The organism is Bacillus sp. JJ675 (assembly GCF_036963165.1).
In the GTDB taxonomy this organism is placed as follows: domain Bacteria; phylum Bacillota; class Bacilli; order Bacillales; family Bacillaceae; genus Bacillus; species Bacillus glycinifermentans.
This window is the reverse complement of sequence record NZ_JBALMR010000037.1, coordinates 1-20156: the sequence shown is the minus strand read 5'-3', so window position 1 is coordinate 20156 and position 20156 is coordinate 1. Positions and strand designations below refer to the sequence as shown.

The following is a 20156-nucleotide window of genomic DNA, read 5'->3' as shown; positions in this document are numbered from 1 at the left end:
TGGTATGTAAACAGCCGGAGGGCTTGCGGAAAGCAAGCCCTGGCATCTTTTTATTTACAATGTTTAACGACTGGATGTTTTTGTTTGCAAAGCGTTTTCATCAAGTCTGCGCCCTCATCCAGGTGGTCGCGGACGAGCGTTTCAGGAAGAAGCGCGAGCCATTGATTCAAGGATATGTCTGCGTAATGGTCGTCTTTGAAAATTTCGAGGAAGCGAAGCGGTTTGTCCCCGGTATTTTGAACATAGTGCCCCATGGCAAACGGTACATAGCCGACATCGCCCGCCCGGTAATTAAATGTTCTTGCATGTCCGTCGGAGGCAAACACGGTCATTTTCGCTTCGCCTGAAATGTAATATTGCCATTCATCTGTATTTGGGTGCCAGTGCAGCTCCCTCATTCCGCCCGGCTCGACTTCGACCAAGGCTGCGGCAATCGTTTTCGATGCTTTAAAGTTCGTCGAATCGGCGATCCACACCTTTCCTCCGCTCGATGCGATCGGTTCCTGCTCAAGCAGCCGGTAGCTGAACGATTCAGGCACCGTTCCGTTCGGACTGTCAACCTTGTCATTTTCGAGAGAACCTGGGATCGCTTTTTGGAAAATGTATTTTTCCTCATCTGGAAGCGCTGCGACGATCTCCTCTGAAATTCCGAAGTTGGCGGCTATGACGTCGTCAGGTGTATGGGCCAGCCAATCCGTCACCTGGAAGGTGCTGTTTTCCGAGAAAGAGCCGTCATCGAAGACGAGCAGAAATTCGCAGCCTTCATCAAGAGCTTGTATAGAATGAGGAAGCCCGGACGGAAAATACCATAAATCGCCTTCCTTGACATCTTCGATAAAATTTTTCCCGTCTTGATCAACTGAGGTAATGCGTGCGGAGCCGTACAGCATATATGCCCATTCCGCTTCTTTATGCCAGTGCAGCTCTCTGATCGCGCCGGGTTTCAGCCTCATGTTGACGGAAGCGATATTGTCTGAAACTGGCAGTTCACGGACGGTTACTTCCCTCGCATAGCCCCCTGTTTCAAGACGGTTGTGGACATCGGAAAATGAGAACTTCATGTTTGGAACGGTACCGTGATCGGTTTCAGGCGGAACGAGCATGTCCGGATTTTGCCGGTCGCGTTCGATGTTGTGCGGAATTTTGGTTGTCGCCCCTTTTTCTCCTCTGATCGGTTCTGGAATCTGTTTGTTTTTTTCCATTGTGAACATCTCCTTTTTTGAATTTTGAAGGGAGACTAAAAAGACCTTTCGTTTTCCCCTTCCGTCATGTTAAGTGAAAGAAGCGGCCTGGATGTCAATCGGTGTGTGCATTTTTTTCTTTAATCAATTCGATCAATTCATCAATTTTCTTTTCGAAGCGGGTTAAAAGGTAGATCGCCAATACGGCAGGGAAGCCGACATTTCCGACGTATTCGATCAATGTATTGTCCATATGAAACACCTCCTATTTCTATAAGTGACGAAAGATCGAAAAATGTCAGCGAGGAACGATTTTTGCAAGAAAAGAACTTAGGTTTGCATATTTATGGAAAAGATAAGTTTACTTTTCTTGCATTTCTTTCATTTAACTAAATAGGAGGCGGTGTTTTATGAAGAATTTAGCTTTACTGCGTTCCAAAATGAAGGAAATCAGGGGACATCCGCTTATCAAACATTTCTTGAGCAACCCGAGGTGTGAGCGGCTTTTTCACCATGTCATGGAGCATCCGGATTCTGAAGAGGCTGAATACCTTGATCTTGAGTTCAAAAAATTTTATAAGGATATTCGGATCATCAAGTACATCAATTCTATGATCAGGATATTCTCAATCGATTTTGATAAACGAGTCCGGAAGAACCAGCAGCGGTTTCCGCTGATCATGGACGACTGCGATCATGCGGCCGAACCGCCTCAAGGAGATGTCTTCGATGATGTGTTAAACCGGGAGGAAGATTTGGCCGAGCATATCCAGGACCCGCTGCTTTATGAGGCGTTTATGCAGCTGACAGATAAGCAAAAGCAGGTGTTTGCGCATATCTATATTCACGGCGCTTCTATGCAAGAGATCGCCCGCTCTTTGGGAGAATCGAGGCAAAATATCTCTAAAATTCATAAAAGAGGCATTGAAAAAATGAGAAAATGTCTGAATTCTAAAGGGGAAGGGGATGATAAAGATGAATCTCTCTAATGACCGGGATTTTGAAGAATGGCTCGAAACCTTCATGCCGATGATCAGGAACAAATTAAAAAACACATCTTTTCAAGAAAGGGAAGACCTTGAGCAGGAGCTGAAAATTAAAATTTATGAAAAAGCGGACATGCTACTTTGTCAGGATGTCCCCGGGTTTTGGGAATTTGTCGCCGACCTGGTAAACAAGCTTTGACTGAAGTCATGATGCTTGCGTTAAATCACAATTAGTGATAGAATTTGTAGCATTTGATTCGTGGAAGTGTCAAAGCAGCTGTATTGAAATTATTACTATTATTTGTTTTAATATGACTGTGGATTTACAAAGTAAATGGATTATAATTCCATAATATATAATGAATGCGATAGATAAGGTGGTAGGAAACATGGAAAATCAATACCGGGTATTGTTGTACTATAAATATGTTCACATCGACAATCCTGAGCAATTTGCGCAGGATCATCTTACATTCTGCAAAGAGCTGGGGCTGAAAGGGCGGATTCTCGTCGCAGAGGAAGGGATTAACGGCACCGTGTCGGGAACGGTCGAACAGACGGAGACATACATGAATGAAATGAAAAAAGACCCCCGCTTTGAAGATATGGTCTTCAAAATCGATGAAGCGGATCAGCATGCGTTCAAAAAAATGCATGTCCGCCACCGCCCTGAATTGGTGACGCTCCGCCTTGAAGACGACGTAGACCCGAATGAGCTAACAGGGAAATACCTTGAGCCAAAAGAATTTTATGAAGCGCTGCAGCAGGAGGATACGATCGTCGTCGATGCCCGAAATGATTATGAGTATGACCTTGGTCATTTCCGGGGAGCGATCAGACCCGACATCAAAGCGTTCCGCGAATTGCCTGAATGGATCAGAGAAAACAAGGAAAAGCTCGAAGGAAAGAAAATTTTGACTTACTGCACGGGCGGAATCCGCTGTGAGAAGTTTTCAGGCTGGCTGAAAAAAGAAGGATTTGAAGACGTTTCCCAGCTTCACGGAGGGATCGTCACCTACGGGAAAGATCCGGAGGTTCAAGGCGAGCTGTGGGACGGAAAATGCTATGTCTTTGATGAAAGAATCAGCGTTCCCGTCAACCGAAAAGAGCACGTCATCGTCGGCAAGGATTATTTCACGGGCGAACCGTGCGAACGCTACGTCAACTGCGCCAATCCGGAATGCAACAAGCAAATCTTGTGTTCAGAAGAAAACGAACACCGCTATTTGCGGGGCTGTACGCATGAATGCCGGATTCACCCGCACAATTTGTACGTGAAAGAACACGGCCTGACAGAGGAAGAAGTGCGAGAAAGACTAGAAAAGCTGAATGAAGAGGAACATGCAGCAAAGTCATAAAAGCAGTGAATACAGAATATCATATAAAAAATCGAAGATGCCCGCGGCATCTCCGATCGGCATTGCTCCTTTAAATGGAGCCGGCTTTGGTTTGAAATGGGAACGCCTTGAAAGGATCAGGGCGTTCCTGTTTTTTTTCGCGAAATGAAATTCCCGTCTGAAGGAAAGCTATATGTTGCTGAATATTTGCCATTTGAATGTCTCATACTACAAACAACAATTTAAAAAAGGCAGGTAGGCAGAAATGGCGAAAATCCTTTATATTACCGCACACCCTCATGATGAAAGAGCATCGTACAGCATGGCTGCGGGAAAAGCATTTATCGATTCGTATAAGGAAGCACATCCGGACGATGAAGTAATTCACCTTGACCTTTACCGGGAAAACATTCCGCATATCGATGCCGACGTGTTCAGCGGCTGGGGAAAACTTCAATCAGGATCGGGCTTTGAACAGCTTTCCGAACACGAAAAAGCAAAGGTCGGCCGTTTGAATGAGCTGAGCGAGCAATTTGTTGAAGCTGACAAATATGTGTTCGTCACACCGATGTGGAATTTCTCTTTTCCTCCTGTAATGAAGGCATACTTCGATGCAGTCGCCGTTGCAGGAAAGACGTTTAAATACACGGAGCAAGGTCCGATCGGGCTGCTGACGGATAAAAAGGCGCTGCATATTCAGGCGCGGGGCGGCTACTATTCAGAGGGACAAGCCGCTGAATTAGAAATGGGACACCGCTACATCAGCATTATCATGCAGTTTTTCGGGGTACCGTCGTTTGAAGGCCTGTTTGTTGAAGGGCATAATGCGGAACCTGATAAAGCGGACGAAATCAAAAAAAATGCGATTGCCCACGCAAAAGAATTGGGTAAGACATTTTAAAAACCGCGGGGAAAACCCGCGGTTTTTCGTTATTGATCGGTCGATACTGTCTTTTTTAATTCGCTGCTCGTTCGGGCCGCTTCGATGATGCGGATGACGTTGAGACCTTCCTCTGCTGTAACCGGGAGTTTGCCGCCGTTCTTGATGCTTGCCGCAAGTTCTTTGTAGTATGTCAAATAAGAACCAGGCAGCGTTTCCACGATTTCTTTTTTCACTTCTTCGCCTTCGACAACGGTTAATTCTCCGTAATTCTCCGGTACGTCCGTTCCCCAAGATTCACCGGCCGGTTTTTGTCCGGACCGCAGCGCGTCTTCCTGCCCATCGATGCCGTATTTGATAAAGCTTCCTTTTGAACCGTGAATCTGGTAGCGCGGGCCGTTTGCCGGAACGATCGAGCCGGAGTGCAGAATCGCCTGCAGCTTCCCGTAATGAAGTACGACGTGGAAATAATCGTCTGTTTCAGCGCCTTCTCTTTGGGCGGCCACTTGAGCGGTAACGGCCTCGGGCATGCCAAATAAATGAAGGGCCTGATCGATCAGGTGTGAACCAAGATCATAGAGCGCGCCGGAACCCGGGCCTTTCTGTTCCCGCCAGCGTTGTCTGACATTCGGCCTGAAGCGGTCGTAAGAAGCATGGAATGTATTGACCTCTCCGAGGCGGCCTTCATCGATCAGCTGCTTGATCGTCAAAAAGTCGTTATCCCATCGTCTGTTGTGGTAGACGCTGAGGCGCACGCCTTTTTCTTCGGCGATGTTTATTAACTCCTCTGCTTCTTTGGCTGTAGCCGTCATCGGTTTTTCCAGGACGACGTGCTTTCCGGCGAGAAGGCATTCTTTAGCCGCTTCATAATGAAGGCCGCTCGGCGTTGTGACGATCGCCAGATCAATCTCCGGATCACTCGTGATGTCTTCAATCGAGCTGACCGTTTCCGCTTCCGGAATCTCCCGGTTGACTTGCTCTTTTCGGGAAGTCATCACTTTTTTGATATCGAATTCGTCCAAAACCGATAATAAAGGCGCATGAAAAACAGAACCTGACAGCCCGTAGCCCAATAATCCCGTGCGAATTCTCTCCAACTTCATTCTCCTCTCATCTTTTATTTGTCTATGTAGTGCTGTACGTCTTTATTTTACCCTGTTTGCCGCGATGAACAAACATAAAACCGGCTTCCTGCCAATTTCATCCAATAATTCAGACTTTAGTTAGTGGACATATTCCGTTTTCGGCCTGTAGAATTTTCTAAATAAAGGAGTGAGAAAAGATGGCAAATATTTTGATGATCAATGTTCCGGCTGAGGGCCATGTCAATCCTACGCTAGGTATGGCGAAGGCTTTTGCAGAAAGAGGGGACAATGTCCACTACATTACGACCGAAAAATTTAAAGAAAGGCTTGAAGCGCTCGGCGTCCGCGTTCATCTTCAGCCCGACGTCATGCAAAAACTGAAAGGCGTGGATTCGGTGCTGAAAATCATGATTGAGATTGCAAAAGATACGCTGTCAGCCGTAAGGGAGCTGGCCGAACAGATCGAGTTTGATTTTGTTTATTACGATACATTCGGAGCCGGAAAACTGGTCCGGGATTATTTGGGGATTCCCGGAATTTCTTCATCATCCTCCTTCTTGTTTTCCGAGGAATTTATGAAAAAACACGGACCGATCAAAGCTGCCGAGGGAAACCCGGAAGTTGAGAGGCTCATAAGAGAGATTCGGGACGAGTTCGGCGTGAACGTGGAAAGCCCGGCACAGTTTATGAGAAATGACGGCGAGTTAAATATCGCGTATACGAGCCGCTATTTTCAGCCTGACAGCGATCGGTACGGAGATGAATACGTCTTTGTAGGCCCGAGTTTTCCCGAGCGGAAAGGATCCAGGCGCGGCTTTCCGCTCGAAGAACTCGAGGATGAGCGTGTTCTGTATATTTCGATGGGGACCGTTCTTGCAGATAAAGAAGCGTTTTTCAATATGTGCATTGATGCATTTTCTGATTTTAAAGGGAAGGTTGTTATCGCCGCCGGAGAAAGGACCGATCAAAGCAGGCTGAAAGCATCACCCGACCATTTTATTATTTCTGCTTATGTTCCCCAGTTAGACGTATTACGGCATGCTGACGTTTTCATCACTCACGGCGGAATGAACAGCGTCAATGAAGCGATTCACTTTGAAGTGCCGCTCGTCGTCATTCCGCATGACAAAGACCAGCCCGTCGTCGCGGCGCGTCTAAAAGAGCTTGGAGCAGGCTTTGTATTGTCTGAGGAAGACGTGAATGATGAAACTTTAAAGAAAGCCGTCAATGAAGTAGCAGCAAATGAAGCCTATTTGAAAGGAATCCGCAAGATCAAGGAAAGCTTTCAGGATGCAGGCGGAGTCGCGCGGGCGGTGGCGGCCGTCGACCGGTTTGTTGAAGAAAAGAAGCACAGACTGCCGGCAAATTAAAGAGGTTTCCGCATATCGAAACAGGAAGATTTTATGACAAGTTCGTTTTCTTTGCTGTATCCCCCAGGTTATCGTTGATATCATGGGGGGATTTTTTTGGAGAACCATTGGGGAGCTTTTATAGATAAAGAGCTTTATGTGAAGCCGGAGAACGTCGAGGGGAGCTTGAAGAACAAGACGTTTGCCGTCAAGGATGTGTTTCATGTAAAAGGGCATAAGAACGCCGCTGGAAATCCGGACTGGCTGAGGACGCACGGACCATCGGCAAAAAACGCCGCAGCGGTCGATCTTCTGCTTCGGGAAGGAGCCGGGCTGAAGGGGGCTGCCCATACAGATGAATTGATGTACAGTCTGAACGGGGAAAACGCCCATTATGGAACACCTGTCAATCCCGCCGCCGAAGGGAAAGTTCCGGGCGGCTCATCGAGCGGCTCCGCGGTTGCGGTTGCCGCCGGCTTGACCGATTTTGCCCTCGGAACGGACACAGGCGGCTCCGTCAGAATTCCATCGTCATACTGCGGCATTTTCGGATTTCGGCCGACACACGGGGAGGTATCTGCCGAAGGCATGATTCCGCTTGCCAAAAGCTTTGATACGGTGGGCTGGATGGCGAAAGATATCGGCGTGGTTCATGCCGTCGGCCGCGTTTTATTGAGCGGCCGGGACAGCAGCCGGCCATCCTTTGACAGCATATATTTTGAAAAAGAGGCTTGGCGGCTGCTTGAAGATGAGGATCGGAAGGAAGTCCATGCGCGTGCCGCCGATTTAATCGGCGGCGAATGCGAATGGGTGAATGTGGCAGACAACGGGCTTGCCGAATGGGCTGAAACGTTCAGGGTGCTGCAAGGCTTGGACATTTGGGAAGAACACGGAGAGTGGATCACGCGCGAAAAACCGGTGTTTGGCGCAGGAATTGCAGAGCGGTTTCAATGGGCGTCCACGCTCAAAAAAAGCGATCATGAACACGAATTTGTCAAAAGGCAGGCGATCGCAGACAAGCTGGCCGATTGGCTCGGTGAAACCGGCCTGCTTGTCATCCCTACCGCCCCCGGCACTCCGCCGCTCCGCGGGATTCCGGAATATCGATTGAATGAGAGAAGGGCCAGAACAATGCAGCTCACGTGTATAGCCGGGCTCGCAGGACTGCCGCAGATCACGATCCCTTTATCAGCGAAAAGCGGCGAGCCATTAGGATTATCGTTTATCGCCGGCCCCAAACAGGATTTGAAGCTTCTCTCCTGGGCGGAAAAGTCTGTTTTGTCGTTGAAGCTGTAAAGCATATGTTGCGGGTTTTCATCCTGCAAAATATGCTTTTTTGCTTGTAAAGTTTTTTGTTAACCGGTAAACTATAATATAGTTAACCGGTTAACAAAATGAGAAAGGGATGAATAAAGTGGAAAACAATATTCATGAGCAGGTATTTGAAGCTGTTCAGGATTTTGTCCTGAAAAGAGAGAAACGAATGCAGCACGAACAGCAGAAAGCCGCCGAAGAAGCTTTTAAAGGCGAAGAACATCTGCGTCAGCATTGGACGCTCACACAGCTTCACATCGTGTCAGTCATCAATGACAGCGAAGCCTTGGTTAACAACGCGTATCTTGCGGAGCGGCTTCACGTTTCAAAAGCGGCCATCACAAAAGCGACAAACGTTTTGATGAAGCGCTCGATGATTGAGTCTCACAAAAAGCCGAACAACAACAAGGAATTGTATTACACGCTGACAGCGGAAGGCAAAAAGCTGGCGGAGGTCCATGACCGGATGCATGAAATCGCAAAGCAGCGCTATATTGAACTGTTTGAGAAATTTTCGGAATCAGAGCTCAAAACCGTCATCCGCTTTTTAGGCGAATGGTCAAAACATATGGAATGAATCAGACGGGCGGATGGCGGCATCCTGCTGTCCGCGTATCATCAAAATAAAGGCAGGCGTTTTTCAGGTTGAAACATATGAAAGCAAGTCCATCTTTTATTATGTATGCTGTTTGCATCAGCGCGTTTTTTGCTTCGTTAAGCCAAAATATCTATTCGCCCATCATCCCTCTTATCATGGATTCGTTCCGCGTTTCCGCACCAATGGTGAACCTTTCCGTCACTTTGTTTATTTTCGTGACGGCAGTGATGCAGATGATTCTCGGTCCGCTGATTGATCGGAAAGGCGCGGGATTTGTGATGACGGCAGGCATCGCCGTAACGGCTGCAGCCAGCATCGGCTGTGCCGCAGCTCAGGACTTTACGCTGTTTCTGATTTTCAGGGTGCTTCAGGCCGCGGGAACCGCCGCCCTTCCTCTCATTGCTGCGACAACGATCAGCGGTTTATTTGAAGGAACAAAACGGGCGAGCGCGATGGGGACGTATCAAATGCTGTTATCCATCGCCCCCGCAGCGGCGCCGATACTTGGGGGATTCATCGGCGACCGATACAGCTATCCAGGGGTTTTTTGGTTTTTGACGGGAATATCCGCCATACTGTTTTTAGTAAACGCCCTGTATGTTCCTCACAGAAAACCGGGGAAGAAAAGGCGCATCACTGCGAACTGCCTCTTCTCCGGCTACAAGGACATTTTCAAAAACAAGACGGGACAGGCGATGTTTAGTTTGAGTTTTTTCATCTTTTTCGTGTATTTTTCAATCATCGTCTATTTGCCTATTTTATTGACTGACAGCTATCATCTCAGTCTGAAAACGGTCGGCTTGCTTTATTTGCCGATCGCTGGAAGCACAATTGCCGGAAGCGTGCTGTTTAAATGGATTCAAAAGAAAGCGCCGCTTGGACGGCTGTTTTTGTACGGCAATCTAACAGCTGCAGGAAGCATTGTCATATTTGGATTCACCCATACCTTCTCGATTTTTTTCATGTCCATCGCCCTTGTCCTTTTTGGCATCGCGATGGGGCTTATTCCGCCGCTGTTCTCGACGATGGTGGCAAACGAATATGAGGAAAACAGGGGCAGTGCATTAGGAATGTTTAACTTCATCAGATACACCGGAATGGCGTGCGGGCCGATGATAACGGCATTTCTGCTGGAACGGCTGCCGTCTGTCTCCGTGTTTTGCTGTTTTGGAGCGCTGTATGCGGGCGCTGTGCTCGTGATGGAGACGGTCATCGGGAAAGCGTACAGACTGAAAACCGAACAGAGACAAAAAACAATCGGTTCTTCCTGAAATGGAGTGATATTATGCTGTTTCTTTCCGGAGGCGGGGACCGGGACCAAACCCGCATGATCGATCAGCGTTTTGCTGAAGAAATCGATAAAGCGAAGCCTTTATTATATATTCCAGCGGCGATGGAGGCTTCACGGTTTGACAGCTGTTTTCAGTGGATAAAAGGGGTTTTCTCTCCGCTTGGCGTAAACGACATCGTCATGTGGCCGGACGTAAAGAATAAGAGGTTCCGGGATTTGGATCGCTTTTCTGCTGTATATATCGGAGGTGGAAATACGTTTCGTTTATTGAAGCATGTCACAGACACCCGTTTCAACGATATTTTGCAAAGCTATGCAAAGCGGGGCGGGATTGTCTACGGCGGAAGCGCGGGCGCGATCATTCTCGGAAAACATATCATGACATGTTCCCATATGGATGACAACAATGTTGGTTTAAATGAATTCGACGGTTTGGGGCTTGCAGGCGGGTATTCGATTTGGTGCCACTACAATCGGGAAGACGACCCGCTGATCAATACATTTATAAAGAAATATGGGACGCCGGTTATTTCATTGCCTGAGGAAACGGCGATTTTGGCCGGCGGTGGCAGAATGCAAGTCATCGGAACAAAGCCCGCCTGTGTATTTGCGGAAGACAGCAAGACCGTTGTCGATGTGAATCACTTTATAAAGAAAAGCTCCACATGAACCGGCATGTGGAGCTTTTTTTCTCTATTCCCAGGCTTCGTTCACCTGTTTTTTCTCGGACGCATAAGCGAACATCGTCAGCGTTAAGCCGAATGCAGTCATCAGGGCGCCTCCGGTAGCGAGATATGTGTAGGATTTGGAGGCGTCGAGAATGATGCCGCCGATCCATGCGCCGAGCGCGTTGGCGAGGTTGAAAGCGGCGATGCTGACGGAAGTTGCAATCGTCGTTCCGTGTTCAGATCCTGCAACGACTTTCGTTTGCAAGAGCGGCACCGTTCCGAACGCGCCCGCTCCGAATAAGAAAGTCGCAATGATGGCGCCTGCCGGATGTCCAGAAACAAATGGAAACGCCGCCAGAATGCACATCAATGCGATCATGACACCGATCATAGAACGGGTCAACAGGTGAAACGGCACTTTTCCCGCATAGAAGTTGCCGACAACACCGCCGAAGCCGTATGCGAAAAGGGCTGCCGTAATGCCGAGGCTTCCAAAGCCGGCAGAGTGTCGCAGCATAGGTTCGATGAAGGTGTAGGCGATGAACACGCCTGAATAGCCAAAGATGGTGATGGCAAAGGAATAAAGGACTTGTTTATTTTTAAAGACATCCCATTCATGGATCAATTTCGGCACGACTTTCGGCTTTTTGTGCGGTACGGTCAGCAGGATGCCGAAAAAGCCGATCAGGCCGAGAAGTGCGACCATGAAGAAGACGATCCGCCAGCTGAAAAGGTCACCCAAATAGGAGCCGAATGGGACGCCGAGCATCAGGGCGATCGTCAAACCGCCGTTCATTGACGCAGCAGCAGCGGCCCTTTTTTCAGGCGGTACCATTTCGCTGACGAACACCATCGTCGTTGCAAAAAATGCACCGTGAATGGATGCGGATAAAAGTCTGGATATGAGTAAAACGGTAAAGTTTGGCGCAAATATACTGAGTGTATTGGCCAAAACGAAAACGCCCATCAAGCCGAGCAATACAGGCTTTCGCGGAAGCTTTACCGAAAGAAGCGTCACGATCGGCCCCGTCAGACAGACGCTTCCTGCGTAAGCTGTCACCAACAGTCCTGTCGCTGAAATCGGGACAGAGAGATCCTTTGAAATAGAAGTTAAAATGCCCATGACGACGTATTCCGTAAAGCCGATGGAAAACGTGCAGATCATAAAAATCATAATGATCAGCTTGATTGGCGCATTGTGTTTTCTGTTCATCGCTTCATCCCTCCTTTAAAAAACATGAGTTTATATCGTAAAAGATAATGGGAGGAATTTCAACCGCTTTTTTTTATGGAATATGTTTCAACTGAATATCAAAAAAACGATTACAAAAAAACAAAAACATGATACTCTTAAAACAGACGTATACAAAAATAAACAAACGAAAACGGAGTGATTGATATGGTGGAATATTTATGGTCCGATGATCAAGCAACAGCATTGGCGCCGGGGCTAGACGAACTCGTATACCGCTCCAACCTGATCGGCTCTGACCGTTCCGTTTGCAATTGGGGCGGCGGCAACACGTCGATGAAAACGACGGAAACAGATTTTCGCGGCAGGAGCATCGACGTCATGTGGGTGAAAGGCAGCGGATCTGATTTGGCAAAAATGAAAGCGGTTAACTTTACCGGGCTGAGGCTTGACGATATCCGGCCGCTGATTGAACGCGAAGACATGACGGATGAAGACATGACAGCTTATTTATCACACTGCATGATCGATAAAAATCATCCGCGCCCGTCAATCGAAACGCTTTTGCACGCTTTTTTGCCGTTTCGGCATGTGGATCATACGCACCCGGATGCAATCATCAGCATTTGCTGCGCAGACAACGGAAGGCAAATTGCCGAAGAGATTTTCGGAGACCGTTTTGTCTGGGTGCCTTATGTAAGGCCGGGCTTCAAACTCTCGAAAATGATCGCCGAAGGAGTGAAACACAATCCGAAAGCCGAGCTTGTTTTAATGGAGAAGCACGGGCTCGTCACATGGGGTAAGACGTCTAAAGAATGCTATGCCCGGACGATTGCCGTGATTCGCGAAGCGGAAGATTATATCGAGCGACGTTCTGCCGGACATCAGCCATTCGGCGGACAGCAGCATGAACCGTTGCCGGCCCAAGAGAGAAAGCGCATCGTCGCCGACATCATGCCGGTGATACGCGGGGCCGTCAGCGATCAGAAGCAAATGCTCCTGACGTACTGCGATTCGGAAGATGTGCTGGAGTTCTCGGGCAGCAGAAAGGCCCCGGAGCTTTCGCAAATCGGCGCCGCCTGTCTGGATCACCTCGTTCATACAAAACGCGTCCCGGCGTATATCCCGTGGAAACCGGCGGAAGAGGATCAGAACCGCCTGATCGAATTGATAAAAACAGAGATTGCCAAATTTAAAGACGAATATAGAGCCTACTTTGAGAGAAACAAACAGGAAGGCGACGAAATGTTTGAACCTGCGCCCCGCGTCATCCTGATCCCGGGGCTCGGACTTGTCGCATCGGGAAAAAGCCTTGCCGCAGCAAAAGTGAGCAGGGATTTATACCGTCGGGCGATCGCCGTCATGAAAGGGACGGAAGCGCTGGGAAACTTTGTTTCTCTCAATGAAGAAGAATCCTACCGCATTGAATACTGGCCGCTTGAGCTCTACAAATTAACGCTCGCTCCTCCGGAAGCTGAATTTTCCCGCAAGACCGCTTTTGTGACGGGCGGCGCCGGCGGAATCGGCAGCGAGACGTGCCGCAGGCTTGCCTCCGTTGGGGCGCATGTCGTTGTCGCAGACATCAACATCGAAGGCGCAGAAAAAACGGCGCGGGCGATTAATGAACAATACGGCGAAGGCAGGGCGTCCGCCGTTAAACTGGATGTCACGAAAGAAGACGAGGTTCAGACGGCTTTCAGGGAAAGCGCTTTGCGTTACGGCGGCATTGACATCGTCATCAACAATGCCGGGCTTGCGACGTCAAGCCCGATCGATGAAACGAGTCTGCAGGAATGGAACTTGAATATGGACGTTTTGGGTACAGGATATTTCCTGGTCGCCCGAGAAGCTTTTAAACAAATGAAAAAACAAAACCTCGGCGGGAGCATGGTGTTTGTCGGATCGAAAAACTCGGTCTATGCCGGCAAAAATGCCGCCGCCTACAGCTCCGCTAAAGCGCTTGAAGTCCATTTGGCGAGATGCATCGCCGCAGAAGGCGGATCATACGGCATCCGCGTGAACTCTGTTCTGCCTGACGCCGTTCTGCAAGGGTCGGCGATCTGGGATTCGAAATGGCGCGAGGAAAGGGCTGCTGCCTACGGAATCGGGCCAGATGAACTCGAAGAGCATTACAGGAAGCGGACCGCTCTTTCCGTAAACATTTATCCGGCCGATATTGCCGAAGCGATCGCTTACTTTGCCTCGGGAAAATCGGCCAAAACGACGGGGTGCATGCTGACTGTCGACGGAGGCGTACCTGCCGCATTTGCAAGATAACCGAAAAGGCGGCAGAGGAGCCGCCTTTTTCAAAAACAAGGGGGAAACGGGAGATGAAAGGAGAGCGTCATTGGATCATTCCGGACGGATTTATCCCGCCGGCAAGCTCAGGCAGTCTGACGAGCCATGAATCGATATGTCTTAAATTGCAACGGGAAAGATGCACATCTTGCCATCACCGCCTTTTTCGAAGACCGTCCGCCGCTTGAGGGGATAGCCGAGACCGTCAAAGGAAGAAGAACAAAACATATTCGCACAAGCTCGCTTCAAGCATCGGGAGAACGGATTCCTGAAAATGTTCCGTATGCCATCGAAATCAAAAGCGATGTACCCGTGATCGTCCAGTACAGCAGGCTGGACGCCACCCAGCCTGAGCTGGCTTTAATGACGACGATGGCGTATCCGCTAACAACAAACAGGGGGATGAGTGTACATGAATGATCGTATTTACGCCGCATTTGAACAGCAGCAAAAAGACAGAGGGATCAATCTGTCTGAAGTAAAAGAAAAAATGAAAGCGCTTAAAATAGAAACGCCTTCATGGGGATACGGCGACTCGGGTACGCGCTTTAAAGTCTTTCAGCAGGAAGGCGTGCCGAGGAACCCATTCGAAAAAATGGAGGATGCAGCCGTCGTCCATAAGCTGACCGGCGTTTGTCCGACCGTTGCGATTCATATTCCGTGGGATCAGGTTGACGATTATTCCAAATTAAAAGCGCATGCCGAAGAACTCGGAATTGCAATCGGAGCAGTCAATCCGAACCTGTTCCAAGACGATGATTACAAATTCGGAAGCATCACAAACGCAAGCTCCGCTATCCGCAGAAAAGCGACCGCCCATCTGCTTGAATGCATCGATATCGCAAGGCAGACGGGGTCAAAGGAATTAAGCCTCTGGCTTGCCGACGGAACCAACTATCCCGGCCAGGCGGACATCAGAAAGCGGAAGCACTGGATGTATGAATGCCTTTCTGACATGTATGCTGCGCTTGAAGACGACATGCGCCTGTTGATCGAGTATAAATTTTTTGAACCGGCTTTTTACCATACCGATCTGGCGGATTGGGGAATGGCTTACAATCTCGCTCAAAAGCTCGGCCCGCAGGCTGAAGTGCTCGTAGACACCGGCCACCACGCCCAGGGCGTAAACATTGAACATATCGTCGCTTATTTGCTCGATGAACGCCGTTTGGGAGGCTTTCATTTCAACAGCCGCAAATACGCGGATGACGATTTAATCGTCGGTGCGCACAATCCGTATGAGCTGTTTCTCATTTTTTATCAAATTTTGGATGCTTTACAGGACTCTGACCAACATGTCAGGAAAACAGCCGAAAACATTGCATATATGCTTGATCAGTGCCACAATCTTGAACCGAAAATTCCGGCGGTGATCCGCTCGGTCATGAATGTGCAGACATACTATGCAAAAGCGCTTCTCATCAACTATGACGAAGTCAAAAAGGGGCAGGAAAAAGGTGATGTACTCGCTTGCGAGGCGGCCGTCCGCGAAGCGTTTGAAATCGATGTCAGACCGCTTCTGTATGCGGTGCGTGAGGAGATGAACGTTCCGGCCGAACCGCTTGCAGCTTATCAGGAAAGCGGATATGCGGATAAAATTCTGGCGCGCGGCAAAGGCGGTGCAAGCTGGTGACGATCCTCGCGTTTGATCTTGGGGCGGGAAGCGGCAGAGCCTTCAGCGGGCATGTCGACGGCGGACTGATTAAAGCGGAGGAAATCCACCGTTTCCCAAATCAGCCTGTGCAGGCGGGACGGCACCTTTATTGGGACATTCTCCGCCTTTTTCACGAAATCAAGCAAGGCATCTTAAAAGCGAAAAACGATTTCGGCCGCATCAGCTGCATCGGGATCGATTCGTGGGCGGTCGATTTCGGCCTCCTCGATCAAAACGGGGAGCTTTTGGGCAACCCATATCATTACCGCGATCCCCATACTGACGGTATTATGGAAGAAGTATTGGATGTCCTCGGCAAGGAAAAGATATTTTCGCACACAGGCATTCAGCTTTTGCCATTTAACACGATGTATCAGCTTTATGCGCTGAAAAAAGCAAAACCGTCCCTTTTGGAACGGGCAGAGACGCTTTTAATGATTCCCGATTTGCTGCGCTATTTTCTAACAGGCGAGAAAAAAAGCGAATTTACAAATGCAACGACGACCCAGCTTTTCAATCCGAACACCTCGGGCTGGGATTGGGAGCTGATCAGCCTTCTCGGTCTGCCGGCTGCGATTTTTCCAAAAGATTTCCTGAAGCCTGGCGATGAAGCGGGGCGGCTCATGCCGTCTGTATGCGAGGAACTGGGCGTCCCGGCAGCTCCCGTCATCGCCGTCGGCGAACATGATACGGCATCGGCTGTTGTAGGCATTCCCGCCGAAACAAAGGAATTCGCTTACTTCATTTGCGGGACGTGGTCGCTGATCGGGACCGAGCTTGATAAGCCGCTTATGACACAACAGGCGCTCGATTGGAACTTCACAAATGAGGGCGGCGTCGGCGGGACGTACCGCCTTTTGAAAAACATTATGGGGCTGTGGATCTTTCAGCGCTGCCAGGCGGATTGGGAGAAAGACGGAAAGCGGTATGCGAGCGGGGAGCTTGTGAAGCTTGCCGGACAGGCTGACGGGTTTAGGTCATGGATTGACCCGGATCATGAAATGTTCCTCAATCCCGTCAATATGCCTGAGGCGATCAAAGACTTCTGCCGAAAGACGGATCAAAACGTTCCGGAAACACCGGGTGCGATCATCCGCTGTGTGCTGGAGAGCCTTGCGTTGAAATACCGCTTTATCCTGGAACGGATCGAGGCGTTGACAGGGAAGGAATACGAGGGGCTTCACATGGTTGGTGGCGGCATTCGCAATGAACTGCTTTGCCAGTATACAGCGAATGTATTGGCGAGAAAGGTTTGGGCGGGTCCTTCTGAGGCGAGTGCGATCGGCAACATCGCGGTTCAGGCGATCGCACTCGGGATGTTTTGGGATGTTTGGGATGCGAGGCGGGCCATCAAGAAATCCTTTTCCCAAAAAACGTACGCTCCTAAAGATACAGCGGCCTGGGAGAAAGCGTACCGGCATTTTACAGAGCATATTTTAGGCGCTGCTGCCGGCGGAAAGCGTTAAAAACGTTTCCCGGTTCGGCGCTTATGCGCTATGATGGAAGAAACAGTGATTTTGCGTAGAGGAAGGAAGTAAAGGATGCTTGTAGCTGAAAGACATCAAAAAATCGTCGAACTTGTCAATCTGCGCTCGAGCGTACGCGTCACAGAATTGAGCGAGCTCTTTTCCGTGACGGAAGAAACGATCAGGCGCGATTTGGAAAAGCTTGAGAAAGAAAACAAGCTGAAAAGAAGCCATGGAGGGGCAGTCAGCGTACAGACAGAAGAGCCTGAAGTGCATTTTCGGGAGCGGGAAATTACGAATGTTGTCGAAAAAAAGATGATAGCCTATGAAGCGGTCAAGCTCGTAGAAAGCGGCGAACGGATCATTCTCGATGCCAGCACAACGGCGTGGTATATGGCCAAAACGCTGGAGAACATCCCTCTTACCGTTATTACCAATTCCGTCAGGGTGGCGATGGAGCTAAGCAAAAAGGACAAAATCACGGTGATCTCAAGCGGCGGGATGCTGCTTCCGCAATCGATGTCATTCGTCGGGCCGCTGGCGGAGAGATCCCTTGAGATGTACCATGTGAATAAAACCTTCATTTCGTGCAAAGGCGTCGACCCTGCAAGCGGACTTAGCGATTCAAACGAATGGCAGGCCCTTTTGAAAAAGCGGATGATCGATATCGCCGACCAAACGATTGTCATGGCGGACAGCAGCAAATTCGGCAAGCGGGCGTTTTCGCAAATCGATCAGCTTCGGGATGAGCACATGATTATTACCGATTCCGGCATCGACAAAGAATCGCTTGCCGCATTGAAGGAAAAAACAGAAGCCGTCACAATTGTCAGCTGAGCACTTGGTTTTCAAAAAAGGCGCGAATTGGTTACAATAAAAGGGAAAATAAGAAAGGAGATGTTTTTGATGGCAAAAAAGGTATTGATTGTGACAGGTGACGCTGTCGAAGCGCTGGAAGTGTATTATCCGTACTACCGCTGTTTGGAAGAGGGCTTTGACGTAACGATTGCTGCGCCGAAAAAGAAAAAAATCCATACGGTCGTCCACGACTTCTTAGATTGGGATACATACACCGAAAAACCGGGCTATTTAATTGAGGCGCACGCATCGTTTGACGACATCGACCCTTCCGAATACGACGGCATCATCATTCCGGGCGGCCGCGCGCCTGAATTTATCCGGATGTATGACTCATTGTTAAAGATCGTCGCCCATTTCTTTGAGGAAAATAAGCCGGTCGGCGCCATTTGTCACGCAAGCCTGATTTTCACCAGCTTGAGAGAACATCTGAAAGGACGCGAGCTGACGGCTTACATTGCCTGCAAGCCTGAAGTCGAAGCCTCAGGCGCGACGTATATCGAAGAAAAGCTGCATGTTGACGGGAACCTTGTTTCAGGACACGATTGGTCCAATCTTCCCGAGTTTATGAGAGAATTTTTCAAACGCCTTAGAGGATAACCCCGAGCATTTGGGGTTATCTTTTTTAGACACGATCTGTGTTTACGTTTTATAATAGTATCATCGGTACAATTGGAAAGAATAATGAAAGTGAGGTGTCCCAATGTCGGAACATAAGCTGAATCCGAAAAGCTCAAAAGAAAAAGAGCAGATCACAAACCGGTTAAAAAGGATCGAAGGGCAAGTCAGGGGCATTCAAAACATGATTGAAAACGACCGCTACTGCGTCGATATACTCGTGCAAATTTCTGCGGTTCAGGCCGCGATGCAAAAGGTGGCGTTCAGCCTGCTGGAAAATCATACGCATCATTGCGTGGCCAATGCGATTCAAAGCGGAAAAGGCGAAGAAGCCATCGAAGAGCTGCTTGATGTATTTAAACGGTTTTCAAAATCGTGATGAAGAATGTTCTCTTGAAATACCCTACAGGGGTATGGTAATCTGTAATTGAGCAACATCAGAAAACCTTAGGGAGGTATTTGAATAATGGAACAAAAAACGCTTGATGTAAAAGGAATGTCCTGCAACCACTGTGTTCAGGCGGTTGAAGGAAGCGTCGGAAAATTGGCCGGCGTCGAATCCGTCAAAGTCGATTTGGCCGGCGGAAAAGTTGATGTTTCATTTGATTCTGCTAAAGTATCACTGAAAGAGATCGCTGATGTGATCGAGGATCAAGGGTATGATGTCGAAGGATAAGGGAAAACGCGCGCTTTTCAAGCGCGGTTTTTTCTGCTGAATATATACCCGATAGGGGTATATAAGGAGTGAACGATATGAGCGAACGCAAAGAAGCTACACTTCAAATATCAGGAATGACGTGCGCCGCGTGTGCGGCCCGAATCGAAAAAGGCTTAAAAAAGCTTGACGGGGTTGAGGATGCAAATGTGAATTTGGCGCTGGAAAAATCGAAAATCGTCTATGACCCGGCGCAAATCGGAGTCGGACAGCTGGCTGAAAAGGTTGAATCGCTCGGCTACCGCGTACCGGCCGAAAAAGCCGAGTTTGCGATTTCGGGAATGACATGCGCCGCCTGCGCGAACCGGATCGAAAAACGGCTGGAAAAACTGCCGGGCGTAGAGAGCGCACCTGTCAATTTTGCCCTTGAAACAGTGTCGGTTGCATATCTTCCCGGAGCCGTGACTGTCGATGATATGAAAGAAGTTATCGAAAAGCTCGGCTACAAGCTTGAATTAAAAGAAGACCAAAGGCGCGGACGGCGCTCTTGAGCAGCGGAAAAAAGAGATTCAGCAACAGACAGGAAAATTCATTTTTTCCGCGATTTTGTCTTTTCCGCTGCTTTGGGCGATGGTCAGCCATTTCAAATTCACGTCATTTATTTGGCTGCCCGGCATGCTGATGGATCCGTGGGTGCAATTGGCCCTGGCTACGCCGGTACAATTG

At 48.9% G+C, this 20156-nt stretch carries 21 protein-coding genes and 2 pseudogenes; 19 read left to right on the top strand and 4 right to left on the bottom strand.

Annotated features, from left to right (window positions below):
- Nucleotides 1-50: 50 nt before the first annotated feature.
- On the bottom strand, nucleotides 51-1202 hold the full coding sequence (locus V7126_RS10410; RefSeq protein WP_175075511.1) for an oxalate decarboxylase family bicupin: 1152 nt from the start codon (nucleotides 1200-1202) through the stop codon (nucleotides 51-53).
- Between the two features lie 94 nt (nucleotides 1203-1296).
- The gene (locus V7126_RS10405) at nucleotides 1297-1434 is read right to left on the bottom strand and encodes a YvrJ family protein (RefSeq protein ID WP_082094021.1); all 138 of its coding nucleotides are present in this window, start codon (nucleotides 1432-1434) and stop codon (nucleotides 1297-1299) included.
- A 157-nt stretch (nucleotides 1435-1591) separates the two neighbouring features.
- Here V7126_RS10405 and V7126_RS10400 point away from each other — a divergent pair, with 157 nt between their 5' ends.
- The 4 genes from V7126_RS10400 to V7126_RS10385 all read left to right on the top strand — a co-directional run bounded on the left by V7126_RS10400 (nucleotide 1592) and on the right by V7126_RS10385 (nucleotide 4405).
- Nucleotides 1592-2170 (top strand): sigma-70 family RNA polymerase sigma factor, encoded by a 579-nt coding sequence (locus V7126_RS10400; RefSeq protein WP_335497570.1) that lies wholly within the window; start codon nucleotides 1592-1594, stop codon nucleotides 2168-2170.
- Nucleotides 2157-2366 carry a sigma-O factor regulator RsoA gene (gene rsoA, locus V7126_RS10395; protein WP_046129266.1) on the top strand — a complete coding sequence of 70 codons (210 nt, stop codon included), beginning with the start codon at nucleotides 2157-2159 and terminating at the stop codon, nucleotides 2364-2366. Before V7126_RS10400 ends, rsoA begins: the two co-directional genes overlap by 14 nt.
- A gap of 190 nt (nucleotides 2367-2556) precedes the next feature.
- Complete coding sequence (trhO, locus tag V7126_RS10390) at nucleotides 2557-3525, top strand: oxygen-dependent tRNA uridine(34) hydroxylase TrhO (protein ID WP_175075508.1); 969 nt, start codon at nucleotides 2557-2559, stop codon at nucleotides 3523-3525.
- Nucleotides 3526-3769: 244 nt separating this feature from the next.
- Complete coding sequence (locus V7126_RS10385) at nucleotides 3770-4405, top strand: FMN-dependent NADH-azoreductase (RefSeq protein WP_046129187.1); 636 nt, start codon at nucleotides 3770-3772, stop codon at nucleotides 4403-4405.
- Nucleotides 4406-4434: 29 nt separating this feature from the next.
- Here V7126_RS10385 and V7126_RS10380 read toward each other — a convergent pair whose 3' ends face one another.
- Complete coding sequence (locus V7126_RS10380) at nucleotides 4435-5487, bottom strand: oxidoreductase (RefSeq protein ID WP_175075506.1); 1053 nt, start codon at nucleotides 5485-5487, stop codon at nucleotides 4435-4437.
- Nucleotides 5488-5666: 179 nt separating this feature from the next.
- Here V7126_RS10380 and V7126_RS10375 point away from each other — a divergent pair, with 179 nt between their 5' ends.
- From V7126_RS10375 to V7126_RS10355, 5 genes are all read left to right on the top strand, one after another.
- Nucleotides 5667-6839: a macrolide family glycosyltransferase gene (locus tag V7126_RS10375; protein ID WP_175075504.1), complete on the top strand. Its 1173-nt coding sequence runs from the start codon at nucleotides 5667-5669 to the stop codon at nucleotides 6837-6839.
- Between the two features lie 96 nt (nucleotides 6840-6935).
- Nucleotides 6936-8114 (top strand): amidase, encoded by a 1179-nt coding sequence (locus V7126_RS10370; RefSeq protein ID WP_175075502.1) that lies wholly within the window; start codon nucleotides 6936-6938, stop codon nucleotides 8112-8114.
- A 109-nt stretch (nucleotides 8115-8223) separates the two neighbouring features.
- Nucleotides 8224-8709 (top strand): MarR family transcriptional regulator, encoded by a 486-nt coding sequence (locus V7126_RS10365; protein ID WP_202049210.1) that lies wholly within the window; start codon nucleotides 8224-8226, stop codon nucleotides 8707-8709.
- Between the two features lie 77 nt (nucleotides 8710-8786).
- Nucleotides 8787-10001, top strand: a complete 1215-nt coding sequence (locus tag V7126_RS10360; RefSeq protein ID WP_335497569.1) for an MFS transporter — start codon at nucleotides 8787-8789, stop codon at nucleotides 9999-10001.
- A 14-nt stretch (nucleotides 10002-10015) separates the two neighbouring features.
- Nucleotides 10016-10690, top strand: coding sequence for a Type 1 glutamine amidotransferase-like domain-containing protein (locus tag V7126_RS10355; protein ID WP_335497568.1), 675 nt, complete (start codon nucleotides 10016-10018; stop codon nucleotides 10688-10690).
- 24 nt (nucleotides 10691-10714) lie between these two features.
- Here V7126_RS10355 and V7126_RS10350 read toward each other — a convergent pair whose 3' ends face one another.
- Nucleotides 10715-11902, bottom strand: a complete 1188-nt coding sequence (locus V7126_RS10350) for an MFS transporter (RefSeq protein WP_046129193.1) — start codon at nucleotides 11900-11902, stop codon at nucleotides 10715-10717.
- A 186-nt stretch (nucleotides 11903-12088) separates the two neighbouring features.
- Between V7126_RS10350 and V7126_RS10345 the strand changes: the two genes are divergently transcribed.
- From V7126_RS10345 to V7126_RS10300, 10 genes and pseudogenes are all read left to right on the top strand, one after another.
- Entirely contained in the window at nucleotides 12089-14158 is a 2070-nt protein-coding gene (locus V7126_RS10345; RefSeq protein WP_046129194.1) for a bifunctional rhamnulose-1-phosphate aldolase/short-chain dehydrogenase, read from the top strand.
- Nucleotides 14148-14288: a hypothetical protein gene (locus V7126_RS10340; RefSeq protein WP_231947522.1), complete on the top strand. Its 141-nt coding sequence runs from the start codon at nucleotides 14148-14150 to the stop codon at nucleotides 14286-14288. The genes V7126_RS10345 and V7126_RS10340 overlap by 11 nt, the downstream gene beginning before the upstream one ends.
- Nucleotides 14233-14599 (top strand): annotated as a pseudogene (locus V7126_RS10335) (sensory rhodopsin transducer). The gene V7126_RS10340 and the pseudogene V7126_RS10335 overlap by 56 nt, the downstream one beginning before the upstream one ends.
- Nucleotides 14592-15812: an L-rhamnose isomerase gene (gene rhaI, locus V7126_RS10330; RefSeq protein WP_046129195.1), complete on the top strand. Its 1221-nt coding sequence runs from the start codon at nucleotides 14592-14594 to the stop codon at nucleotides 15810-15812. The pseudogene V7126_RS10335 and the gene rhaI overlap by 8 nt, the downstream one beginning before the upstream one ends.
- Nucleotides 15809-17299: a rhamnulokinase gene (locus V7126_RS10325; RefSeq protein WP_046129196.1), complete on the top strand. Its 1491-nt coding sequence runs from the start codon at nucleotides 15809-15811 to the stop codon at nucleotides 17297-17299. The genes rhaI and V7126_RS10325 overlap by 4 nt, the downstream gene beginning before the upstream one ends.
- Before the next feature lie 75 nt (nucleotides 17300-17374).
- Entirely contained in the window at nucleotides 17375-18136 is a 762-nt protein-coding gene (locus V7126_RS10320) for a DeoR/GlpR family DNA-binding transcription regulator (protein ID WP_046129197.1), read from the top strand.
- Between the two features lie 69 nt (nucleotides 18137-18205).
- A complete protein-coding gene (locus V7126_RS10315; RefSeq protein WP_046129198.1) occupies nucleotides 18206-18757 on the top strand; it encodes a DJ-1/PfpI family protein in 552 nt (183 codons plus the stop codon).
- A gap of 103 nt (nucleotides 18758-18860) precedes the next feature.
- Complete coding sequence (gene csoR / locus V7126_RS10310) at nucleotides 18861-19154, top strand: copper-sensing transcriptional repressor CsoR (protein ID WP_046129199.1); 294 nt, start codon at nucleotides 18861-18863, stop codon at nucleotides 19152-19154.
- A gap of 87 nt (nucleotides 19155-19241) precedes the next feature.
- Nucleotides 19242-19451, top strand: a complete 210-nt coding sequence (gene copZ, locus V7126_RS10305) for a copper chaperone CopZ (RefSeq protein ID WP_046129200.1) — start codon at nucleotides 19242-19244, stop codon at nucleotides 19449-19451.
- 77 nt (nucleotides 19452-19528) lie between these two features.
- A pseudogene (locus V7126_RS10300) lies at nucleotides 19529-20156 on the top strand (copper ion binding protein); the annotation flags it as partial.